At 73.8% G+C, this 10,176-nt stretch carries 9 protein-coding genes; 5 read left to right on the top strand and 4 right to left on the bottom strand.

Annotated features, from left to right (window positions below; genetic code table 11):
• The first annotated feature begins 143 nt into the window (after positions 1–143).
• Together PV341_RS40250 and PV341_RS40245 are read left to right on the top strand one after the other, a co-directional pair.
• Entirely contained in the window at positions 144–296 is a 153-nt protein-coding gene (locus PV341_RS40250; RefSeq protein WP_500328802.1) for a hypothetical protein, read from the top strand.
• A 22-nt stretch (positions 297–318) separates the two neighbouring features.
• Positions 319–2,148, top strand: a complete 1,830-nt coding sequence (locus PV341_RS40245; RefSeq protein ID WP_500360383.1) for a glycoside hydrolase family 15 protein — start codon at positions 319–321, stop codon at positions 2,146–2,148.
• A 395-nt stretch (positions 2,149–2,543) separates the two neighbouring features.
• Here PV341_RS40245 and PV341_RS40240 read toward each other — a convergent pair whose 3' ends face one another.
• Positions 2,544–3,173: a GNAT family N-acetyltransferase gene (locus PV341_RS40240; protein WP_500328804.1), complete on the bottom strand. Its 630-nt coding sequence runs from the start codon at positions 3,171–3,173 to the stop codon at positions 2,544–2,546.
• Positions 3,174–3,321: 148 nt separating this feature from the next.
• Between PV341_RS40240 and PV341_RS40235 the strand changes: the two genes are divergently transcribed.
• The gene (locus PV341_RS40235; RefSeq protein WP_500328805.1) at positions 3,322–5,838 is read left to right on the top strand and encodes a SpoIIE family protein phosphatase; all 2,517 of its coding nucleotides are present in this window, start codon (positions 3,322–3,324) and stop codon (positions 5,836–5,838) included.
• Between the two features lie 140 nt (positions 5,839–5,978).
• Positions 5,979–6,926, top strand: a complete 948-nt coding sequence (locus PV341_RS40230; RefSeq protein WP_500360381.1) for a DUF8832 domain-containing protein — start codon at positions 5,979–5,981, stop codon at positions 6,924–6,926.
• A gap of 25 nt (positions 6,927–6,951) precedes the next feature.
• Here PV341_RS40230 and PV341_RS40225 read toward each other — a convergent pair whose 3' ends face one another.
• On the bottom strand, positions 6,952–7,929 hold the full coding sequence (locus tag PV341_RS40225; RefSeq protein WP_500328807.1) for an alpha/beta fold hydrolase: 978 nt from the start codon (positions 7,927–7,929) through the stop codon (positions 6,952–6,954).
• 244 nt (positions 7,930–8,173) lie between these two features.
• Between PV341_RS40225 and PV341_RS40220 the strand changes: the two genes are divergently transcribed.
• Positions 8,174–8,380: a hypothetical protein gene (locus PV341_RS40220; protein WP_500360379.1), complete on the top strand. Its 207-nt coding sequence runs from the start codon at positions 8,174–8,176 to the stop codon at positions 8,378–8,380.
• Here the strand turns inward: PV341_RS40220 and PV341_RS40215 are convergent.
• Both PV341_RS40215 and PV341_RS40210 read right to left on the bottom strand, forming a co-directional pair.
• Positions 8,341–9,183: a prephenate dehydratase gene (locus PV341_RS40215; RefSeq protein ID WP_500328809.1), complete on the bottom strand. Its 843-nt coding sequence runs from the start codon at positions 9,181–9,183 to the stop codon at positions 8,341–8,343. The two genes, PV341_RS40220 and PV341_RS40215, sit on opposite strands and share 40 nt — an antisense overlap.
• A 217-nt stretch (positions 9,184–9,400) precedes the next feature.
• Positions 9,401–10,102 carry an SDR family NAD(P)-dependent oxidoreductase gene (locus tag PV341_RS40210; RefSeq protein WP_500360378.1) on the bottom strand — a complete coding sequence of 234 codons (702 nt, stop codon included), beginning with the start codon at positions 10,100–10,102 and terminating at the stop codon, positions 9,401–9,403.
• Positions 10,103–10,176: the final 74 nt, after the last annotated feature.

Genomic DNA, 10,176 nt, shown 5'->3' with positions numbered 1-10,176 from the left:
CACCAGCATCCCCCCACACCCCCCGACCGGCGAATTCAGACACCACGGACCCCCGCACACCCGCGCACCGGGTCGCCCGTCGCCGTCCGCGGGACACTGGAGGCAGGGACGCAGACGGCGGGGCCGGTCCGGCCGGCGACCGCGTGACGGCCGTGCCCGCGGGCGCCTGTGCCTGGACCTCCGCCCGGATGTCGTGGCAGGCGGGGGACATCGGGAGGGCCTCGGCCGAACTCGTGGCGCGGGGCGCGGCGTTCGAGCCGCGCGCGGCGTACGGCAAGGGCCGGCCGGTCCGCTGAGCCACTGTCCGTGGGAGCCGCCATGAGTTCGACCGCGATCGCAGACTACGCACTGATCTCCGACCGGCACTCCGCCGCGCTGGTGAGCCGGGACGGCTCCGTCGACTGGTTGTGCTTCCCCCGGTTCGACAGCCCCTCGGTCTTCGCGCGACTGCTGGACGGCGCGGCCGGTCACTGGTCGGTCCGGCCGTCGGTCCCGTACGAGGCGACGCGGACGTACGTGGACCGTTCCATGGTGCTGGAGACCACCTTCCGCACCGACTCGGGAACGGCCACGCTCACGGACGCCCTGCTGACCGGCCCGCACGGTGACGAGCACAGCCTCGGGGCCGGCGCGCCGCACCTGCTGGCCCGCAGGCTGACCTGCGCCGAGGGTGAGGTGCCGGTGGAGACGGAGTACCGCCCGCGACCGGAGTACGGGCTCGTCGCGCCGATCCTGTCGGGGACCGAGGGCGGGGTCACGTCCCGGGGAGGGGCCGAGTGGCTGGTGCTGACCACTCCGTACCGCATGGACTTCGCGGACGCCACGGCCCACGGGACCTTCACCCTGCGGGCCGGCGAGTCCGTCTGCTTCGGCCTGCACCGTTCGACGCTCGAGGAGCCCCCGGCCCACGTCTGGACGCAGGAGGACCTGTCCGGCCGCCTGGACTCCACGATCGCTGCGTGGCAGTCGTGGTCGGACATGCACCAGGCCTACGACGGGCCCTGGCGTGACCTGGTGCAGCACAGCGGCCGGGTGCTGCAGGCGCTGTCGTTCCAGCCCAGCGGCGCCATCGTCGCCGCCGCGACCACCTCGCTGCCGGAGGGCGTGGGCGGCGAGCGCAACTGGGACTACCGCTACACCTGGGTCAGGGACGCCTGCCTGACCATGGAGGCCCTGTGGGTGGCGGCCTGCCCCGACGAGGCGCACGACTTCTTCGCCTTCCTGGCGACCGCCGCGCCGTCGCTGAGCGAGGACCGGACGCTGCAGATCATGTTCGGGGTGGGCGGCGAGCACGACCTGAGCGAGCGCACCCTCCCCCATCTGCGGGGATGGCGGAACAGCCGGCCGGTGCGGGTGGGCAACGGCGCGTGGTGCCAGCAGCAGATCGACGTCTACGGGGAGCTCCTCGAGGCCGCCTACCGCCTCGCGGACCAGTTGCACCGGATCGATGACGACACCCGGCGTTTCCTCGTCGCGTGCGCGGACGCCGCGGCGGAGCGGTGGACCGACAAGGACCAGGGCATCTGGGAGGTCCGTGGCGAGCCCCGCCACTTCCTGTACTCCAAGGTCATGTGCTGGGCGGCGCTGGACCGGGCGGTGCGGCTCGCCGACCGCCTGGGCGCGCGCCGGGACAAGGTGGCGGCCTGGCGGAGGACCCGGGACGAGATCCACCGGACCGTGCTGCGGGAGGGCTGGAACGAGGAGGCGGGCGCCTTCACGCAGTACTTCGGCTCGACCGCCCTCGACGCGTCGAACCTGATGATGCCGATCGTCGGTTTCCTGCCCGCCGACGACCCTCGGATCCGCGCCACCATCGACGCGACGGAGCGGAGGCTCACCGACGCCGCGGGACTGGTCTACCGGTACCGCACGGCGGAGGGGGTGGACGGCCTCGCCGGCGAGGAGGGCACCTTCCTGCTGTGCACCTTCTGGCTGGCCCAGGCGCTGGCCCTGTCCGGCCAGGCCGAACGGGCCAGCGACGTCTTCGCCCGGGCGGCGGCGTACGTCAACGACGTGGGCCTGCTGGCGGAGGAGATCGACCCGGCCACCGGTGAACTGCTCGGCAACTTCCCGCAGGCGTTCAGTCACATCGGCCTGGTCAACGCCGCCTGGGCGATCAGTGAGGCCCGGCAGCCCATCGCCGCATGACGATCCGTCAGGAGACTTCTTCCGTGGCGGGATCGCCCGGGGGCGGAGGCATGACTCACGAAGCGGGCCCGGGGCCTTTCATCGGGGGCCACTCCGGGGCCCCGGGCCGCTGACCACATCAGACACCCGTCGAGGGGTTCCTGCGAGCCGGACTGACCCACCCGGGCTCAACCGGACACGGCCACAGGCAGCGTGACTCGGTGTCCGAAGCCGGTCGCACCCCGGGGTCCTTCGACACGATCGGCGCCGGCCGGGAAGGGGGGCCAGGCCGGCGCCGGATCGAAGCGGGGCCGTTCTCCTGCTCGGCGGCACTCCGTGGGGGCGGACCGCTCCGCGTCCCCGTGGAGTCCCGTGGCAGGTCTCCCGCGCCTGGTCCAACCGTGAACCGGAAGCGGTCATTCCCCGTCGTCCTCCCCTGTCGTCCTCCCCTGTCGCCATCCCCCGTCGCGGCCGGTGCCCGGGTGACGCGTCTGCCAGTCGGCGGCGAGCAGACCGAACAGCAGGTCGTCGGTCCACTCCCCCTTGATCCAGGTGTGAGCGGGGCGACGGCCCTCCAGCCGGAACCCGGCACGCTCCAGCAGACGTGCCGAGGCGGTGTTCCGCGCGTCGCACTCGGCGGAGACGCGGTGCAGGCCGCTCACGGTGAAGAGCCGGTCCAGCAGCGCGGTGACGGCCTCGGTGGCGTAGCCGTCGCCCTGGTGCGCTCGGGCGAGGGTGAAACCGAGGTCGGCCTGCATCCGGTTGTTGTGCAGGCACACGCCGATGTCGCCGATCAGCTCGCCGGTGGCGGCGAGCTCCACCGCGTACTGGAACCAGCCGGGCTCCTCCGGATCCCCCGCGGCGAACCGCGCGACGAGGTCCGCGGCCGTCTGAGGGGACACCGGCTCGCTCCAGCCCTGGTAGCGGGCGACGGCGGGGTCGGACCGGTAGGCGGCCAGGGCCGGCGCGTCACCGGGGCGGAACCGGCGTACGCGCAGCCGGGAGGTCTCCAGGAACACGCCTGCGATGCTCTCATGCCGCGGCATGCCTTCCGACGCCCCTCCCGGCGCCGCCACGCCCGTTGCGTTGGTGCTCACCCGTCACAGGCACGATGCTGGTCAGTGGATGCCCTGGCCGAGCCCGGTTCCCCCGCCCCCGCGGGGGAAAGAACCTAGCGAGGGCGAGATGACAGCCATGGAGCCACTTCCCACCGCCGCCGGTGGACAGCCGGAATCCCTGGGCACCGACGGCGCCACCGCCTACACCGCCTCCGCCACGCTCGACGACCACGGGATCGTCACCGGCTGGAGCGCCCAGGCCCACCACCTGCTCGGCCACACGCCCGCCGAGATCATCGGTCATCCCGCCACGCTGTTGCTCGCCGGACCCCCGCCGCACGTGCCGTCGCCCCCCTCCACGCCACGCTGGGCCGGGACCCTCGCGCTCCGCCACCGGGACGGACACACCCTGCGCCTGCGACTGCTCGCCCACCACCGCGAGACCGCCGGCCGGCCGCCGGGCGGCACCGGGCCCGGGCACGACGGCGACGCGCACGACAGGAGCGGCTGGCTCGTCGTCGCGGCGGTCCCCGGGTCCTCCGGCGACCCGCCGGCGCACGACGCGGTGTGCGGCTGGGCGTTCACCCAGTCCCCCTGCCCGCAGGCCGTCTTCGACACCGGGCTACGGCTGACGCGGGCCAACGCCGCCTTCGAGGACACCCTGGGACTGCGCGAGGCCGAGATGCGCGGCCTGCGGTTGGCCGACCTCGCCCCCGGTGACACGGCCCGGCAGACGGAAGCCCACATGCGGAGCGTCCTGACCAGCGGGCGCCCGCAGCACGCTCCGGCCCCCTTCACCGCGGACGGCTCCACCGCCACCGGAGACGACGGCGGCCCGGGCACCGCGCCGGGGGACGGCGCCGACGGGAAGCACGCCCTGCAGGCGACCCTCACCCCGCTCACCGACCCCGCGGGGACCGTGAGCGGGGTGGTGCTCACCACGCACCCGGCCGGGGAGGACCCCGAGGTGCGGCGCCGTTCGCAGCTCCTGCACGACGCCGCGACCCGCATCGGCACGACCTTGGACACCACCCGCACTGCCCAGGAGCTCACCGACCTCGTGGTGCCCGAGCTCGCCGATTACGCCGCCGTCGACCTGATCGAGCCCTCCAGCGGCGCCCGGGCCGCTGGGTCGGACGGTCCGGTCACCGTGACCCGCACCGCCGCCAGGTCCATCCTGCCCGGCACCCCCGAGGCCCTCATCGCCCTCGGCGACACCGCGACCTACCCCCCGGGGTCCCCTCCCGCGCAGACGCTGGCCACCGGCAAGGCCGCGCTGTACGACATCACCGAGGCCACCCTCGCCCGCTGGGCCGCCCAGGACCCCCGGGCCGCGTGGATCCGCGAGGCGGGCACCCACTCGGTCATCGCGATCCCCCTCACGGCCGGGGGCGGCACCCTCGGGCTGGCCGTCTTCAGCCGCCACCGCAATCCGGTCCCCTTCACCGCCGACGACCTCGCCCTCACCGAGAAGCTCGCCCACCGGGCCGCCACGGCGATCCACAACGCCCGCCGCTACGCCCGCGAGCGCACGACGACAATGACGCTGCAGCGCAGCCTGCTGCCGCACACCCTGCCCGAGCAGGACGCTCTGGACATCGCCACGCGCTACCTGCCCGCGACGACGCACGCCGGGGTGGGCGGTGACTGGTTCGACGTGATCCCCCTGTCCGGCGCCCGTGTCGCCCTCGTGGTCGGCGACGTCGTCGGGCACGGCATCCGCGCGTCGGCCACGATGGGGCGGCTGCGCACCGCGGTGCGCACCCTCGCCGACGTGGACCTGCCACCCGACGAGCTCCTCACCCACCTCGACGACCTGGTGATCCACCTCTGCTCCGACGACGCCGGGGAGGACCAGGACGCGGAGACCGCGGGCGGGATCGGCACCACGTGCCTGTACGCGGTGTACGACCCGATCACGCGCCAGTGCAGCCTCGCCCGCGCGGGGCACCCTCCGCCCGCCGTCGTGACCCCCGACCACGCCGTCCACTTCCTGGACGTCCCCGCCGGCCCCCCGCTGGGCCTGGGCGGGCTCCCGTTCGAGACGATGACCACGAACCTCCCCGAGGGCACGGTCCTCGCCCTCTACACCAACGGGCTGCTGGACCCGCACCACAACGACATCGACCAGTCCCTGGACAAGATGTTCACGGCCCTCGCGCACCCGACCTCGTCGCTGGACACGGTCTGCGACCGGGTCCTGACCACCCTCATCACGCACCGCCCGACCGACGACATCGCCCTCCTGGTCGCCCGGACCCGCACCCTGCCCTCCGACCACATCGCCACCTGGCAGCTGCCCAACGACCCCGCCACCGTCGCGCACGCCCGCCACCACACCACGTCGCAGCTGACGACGTGGGGCCTGGAGGAGACCTCGTTCACCACCGAACTGCTCGTCAGCGAGTTGGTCACCAACGCCATCCGCTACGGCAAGCCGCCCATCCAGCTGCGCCTGATCCACAACAACACGGCGCTCATCACCGAGGTCACGGACACGAGCAACACCACCCCGCACCTGCGCCGTGCCCGTACGTACGACGAGGGCGGGCGGGGTCTGCTCCTCGTGGCGCAGCTCGCCCAGCAGTGGGGCACCCGTCACCATCCGCGCGGCAAGACGATCTGGACCGAACAGGTCCTGACGCCCGCCTGACGACCACGGCCACACATACCCCCACCCCGTATCCGCGTACTGCCCTCGCGAACCTTGGCACATACCCCTAGGGGGTATAGCGTGGAGCAACGCGCCCGCCCGGCACGTCGTCCCCATGCCACGGCACCCATGGAGCAGCCTTGAACACCGGAACGAAGATCACCGCGTTCGCCGTCGCCCTGGCGGCCTCGTTCGGCACCGCCTACGGCGTGGGTGCGGCCTTCGACCCGGTCCGCCCACCGGTGGCCGGCGTGAACGCGCCGGGGCCGGGACACGCGCACGACACCGCCGACGGCGAGGGCGCCGCCCAGCCCGCGGGAGGCCTGGCGATCAGCGAGGCGGGCTACACCCTGGACCTCCGCACGCCACGCGTCGGTTCCGGTCGCCCGGCCGAACTGCGCTTCCTCATACGCGACGCCGACGGCCACCCGCTCACCTCGTACCGGCGGGCTCACGAGAAGGAGCTGCACCTGATCGTCGTCTCACGCGACCTGATGTCCTACCGCCATCTGCATCCGGTCCGGGCCGCCGACGGCACGTGGAGCACCCCCGTCAGCCTCCCCCGGGCCGGGGACCACCGGGTCTTCGCCGACTTCACGCCCGCCGCGAAGGGCAGCCGGAACCTCACGCTCGGCGCGGACCTCTCCGTGGCCGGGGACCACCGGCCCGGCAGCCCCGCGCCGGTCTCCCGGACGGCGACCGTCGACGGCTACACCGTGACGCTCCACGGCGGCCTGCGACCCGGCGCCGCGCGGGAGCTCCGGCTGACGGTGACGAAGGACGGCCGCGAGGTCACCGACCTGCAGCCCTACCTCGGCGCGTACGGCCACCTGGTCGCCCTGCGCGCCGGCGACCTGGCGTATCTGCACGTGCACCCCGGCGGCGCCCCGGGCGACGGCGCAACCGCGCCCGGGCCGGACGTCTCCTTCACCACCACGGCCCCGAGCGCGGGCACGTACCGGCTCTTCCTCGACTTCAAGCACCAAGGAACGGTCCGCACCGCCGCGTTCACGGTCACGGCCGGTCCGGACGACGGCCATGCCGACACGGACGGCGGCGGGACGGGCGGCCACGACCACGGCGACTGACGTCGGGCGTGGCTCGGCAGGGCCCTCAGCCGGAGCGGCGCCGCAGGCGACGGGCGCCGAGGAAGGCGGCCGCGCCGGCGGCCAACGCGCCCCCGGCGGCGCCGGCCAGAGCGCCGACGCCCGGCCGGTGCTCGCCGGAACCGGTGTCGGCCAGCGCCGGGCGGCCGGACTCGGCGGCGGTGGCGGCCTGGAGGATCAGGTCGGCGACGGCGTCGGGACGTGCGATCAGGGACACGTGGCAGGTGTCGAGCTCCACGGTGTGGGAGTGGGCGCGCTCCGCCTGGAAGCGCTCCTGGTCCGGGTTGATCGTCATGTCCTGGCGGCCGACGAGGGCCCAGGACGGGATCGTCTTCCAGGCCGCGACCTTGGCCTTCTCCGAGAACGCGGTGGTGGCCGCGGGCCGCTGGGTGACCGCCAGCAGGTTCGCCTGGCTCTCCGGCAGGCAGGCGGCGAACACCGGGTGCACCTTGTCGCGCTTGAGGTAGAGGTCGGTACCGCTGACTCCCCCGCCCGCCCGGAACGGCACGGACTTGGTGGCGGTGCCCAGCGCGCTGGGGAACCGCTCGGCCAGCGACATCCCGCTCTCACCGACGTCGGGCATCAGCGCGGAGACGTACACCAGCGACTTCACCTGGGGGTTCCCCGCCGCGGCGGAGCTGATCACCGCGCCGCCGTAGGAGTGGCCTGCCAGGACGATGGGGCCCTTGATGCTCTCCAGTACGGAGGCGATGTAGGTGGAGTCGCTGTACAGCCCGCGCAGCGGGTTCGCGGGGGCGATGACGGGGTAACCGCGGCTCTCGAGCCGCTCGATCACCCCGTTCCAGCTGGAGGCGTCCGCGAACGCCCCGTGGATCAGGACCACCGTCGGCTTCGTCCCGGTCGTGTCCCCGTCCGCGGCGGCCGGAGCCGCGGCGGACGCGCAGAAGGCCAGGGCGCAGCCGGCCGCGGCGACGTGGGCGCGGCGTATGCGACGCCGCGAGCGGGAATCCAGAGTTGCCGCCATGCCGTATCTCGCTTTCCTCGGTGCTCAGGGCGGAGGCCCTACGGCACCTGAGTGTTCACGGCTCGGCGGCGACAGGCCCGGCCGCGTATGCCGACCGGGTCACGCCCGTGGGCCGTCGGGGTGAAAGCTGCCCCGAGGGGGTGTGCGGCCCGCGGGGCGCGCCGTGCGGCCGGGCCGCGGGGGCGGTTCCGGGTCGGACGGCGACGGCCTCGCTCATCTCCTCTTCCGCCTCGCGCTCGGCCCCATGAGGGAGCGCGGGGGCTGCCTCGGCACCGACTCGGCGACGCCCTTCCTGCTCGACAAGTCGACCGCCAGCCGCCGGATCGCGGTACTGGAGCGCAACTACAACGCGGCCGCCGGGACGCTGCGTGCCATCGGCGCGGTCTTCGTGCAGCGGAGCCGGATCCTGCGTCAGTCGTGGTCCAGGAAGCGGTGCGGATGCGCCGGGTAGACGCCCATGATCCGCACCTCGGAGGAGAAGAAGCGCAGCTCCTCCAGGGCCAGGGCCACTCCGCTCTCCTCGGGGTGGCCCTCGATCTCGATGTAGAAGCGGCTGGCCTTCAGCCCCGCGCCCACCTGGTAGCTCTCGATCTTGGTGAGGTTCACCGCGTTGCTGGAGAAGCCGCCGAGCGCCTTGTAGAGCGCGCTCGGGATGTTGCGCACCGAGAAGAAGAGGCTGGTCATCATGGGCGTGCCCGAGTCCGGCGGGAACACGGCGTCGCGGGAGAGGACGACGAAGCGGGTGGTGTTGTCGGAGGTGTCCTCCACGCCGCCGCGCAGCACCTGCAGCCCGTACAGGTCCGCCGCGCCGGGCGGAGCGAGCGCCGCGTGCCGCGGGTCGCCGAGCTCCGCGACCTCGCGGGCGGCGCCCGCGGTGTCGTCGCTCACCAGCGTCTGCCAGCCGCCCTCGCGGATGATCTTCCGGCACTGCCCCAGGGCGTGCACATGGCTGCGGACGCACACGACGTCCTCCAGCGTGGCCCCGGGCACGCCCATCAGGTCGAAGCGGATCGGCAGGAAGTACTCCGCGATGATCGAGAGGTCCGCCTCCGGCAGCAGGTGGTGGACGTCCGCGACGCGACCGGCGGCAGAGTTGTCCACGGGGATCACGGCCAGGTCCGCGCTCCCCACCGCGACCGCCTCCAGCGCCTGCTCGAACGTCGTGCAGGGCAGCTCCCGGCTCTCGGGGTACAGCCTGCGGGCCGCGGCGGCGGAATTGGATCCGGGTTCTCCCTGGTAGGCGATGGTCACCATGTGCGCGTCGGTATCTCCGGATCGGTGGGCTGTGCGTGCGGCGGGGCCGTCCTCGCATGCTACTGCGCGCCGCGCGCGCAACCCGTTCCCGTCCGAGGGCCGGACGGCCGTGGCCGGCGCGCGGCCCCGGCTCACCCCGGGCGCGGGCGGGTGGCCCACGGGCGGCCCCCACCGCCCGTGGGTCCCGCGCCGGCCCCGGCGGCCGGCGCGGGGATCATCACCACGGCAACTGCGCGGTGAGGTCGCCGAAGGTGCCGGTCGGGCCGTCCGGGCCGACCGTGGCGTAGCGCACGATCGCCTCGGCGCCCTCCTCCGGGGTCTGGATGCCGTGCCCGCTCAGACCGTGCAGGTCGGTGGCGCTGAACCCGGGCTCGACGGCGTTGACGCGCATGTGGGGCAGGCCCTTGGCGTACTGCACCGTGAGCATGTTCACCGCCGCCTTCGACGCGGAGTAGACGGGCGTGACGTACCGCGACTCGTTCTTCCCGGGGTCGAGGACCGTGCCGAAGGAGCCGAGCCCGCTGCTGACATTGACGATGACCGGCGCGGCGGACTCCCCCAGGAGAGGGAGGAAGGCGTGCGTCACGCGCACCAGGCCGACGACGTTGACGTCGAGGACGGTCGCCATGTGGGCGCCGGAGGCCTCCGCGGCGCCGACCATGCCCTCGAAGACGCCCGCGTTGTTCACCAGGACGTCGAGCCGGCCCTCGCGGCGCCGCAGCTCCTCGGCCGCCGCGGTCACGGAGGCGTCGTCGGTGACGTCGAGCAGGAGCAGCTCCGCCCCGAGCTCGTCGGCGGCCGCCCGTCCGCGGACGGCGTCCCGGGAGCCGATGTAGACGGTGTGCCCGAGCTTGATCAGACGGCGGGCGGTCTCGCGGCCGAGGCCCTTGTTGCCGCCGGTGACGAGCGTGATGGTCATGGGGTGCTCCCTTGCTGGTGCGCGCGACGCACGGGTGACCGCGCGCCGACGTGTCGGGGGGTGTGGTGGGGGGT

The organism is Streptomyces sp. PA03-1a (genome assembly GCF_033792805.1).
Classification (GTDB): domain Bacteria; phylum Actinomycetota; class Actinomycetes; order Streptomycetales; family Streptomycetaceae; genus Actinacidiphila.
This window is presented reverse-complemented; position numbering and strand designations above follow the sequence as displayed.

Bases quoted from the DNA above. Each gene is read 5' to 3' on its own strand.
- PV341_RS40245 (WP_500360383.1), top strand. From the start codon at position 319: ATGAGTTCGACCGCGATCGCAGACTACGCACTGATCTCCGACCGGCAC.
- PV341_RS40240 (WP_500328804.1), bottom strand. From the start codon at position 3,173: ATGCCGCGGCATGAGAGCATCGCAGGCGTGTTCCTGGAGACCTCCCGG.
- PV341_RS40235 (WP_500328805.1), top strand. From the start codon at position 3,322: ATGGAGCCACTTCCCACCGCCGCCGGTGGACAGCCGGAATCCCTGGGC.
- PV341_RS40225 (WP_500328807.1), bottom strand. From the start codon at position 7,929: ATGGCGGCAACTCTGGATTCCCGCTCGCGGCGTCGCATACGCCGCGCC.
- PV341_RS40220 (WP_500360379.1), top strand. From the start codon at position 8,174: ATGAGGGAGCGCGGGGGCTGCCTCGGCACCGACTCGGCGACGCCCTTC.
- PV341_RS40215 (WP_500328809.1), bottom strand. From the start codon at position 9,183: ATGGTGACCATCGCCTACCAGGGAGAACCCGGATCCAATTCCGCCGCC.
- PV341_RS40210 (WP_500360378.1), bottom strand. From the start codon at position 10,102: ATGACCATCACGCTCGTCACCGGCGGCAACAAGGGCCTCGGCCGCGAG.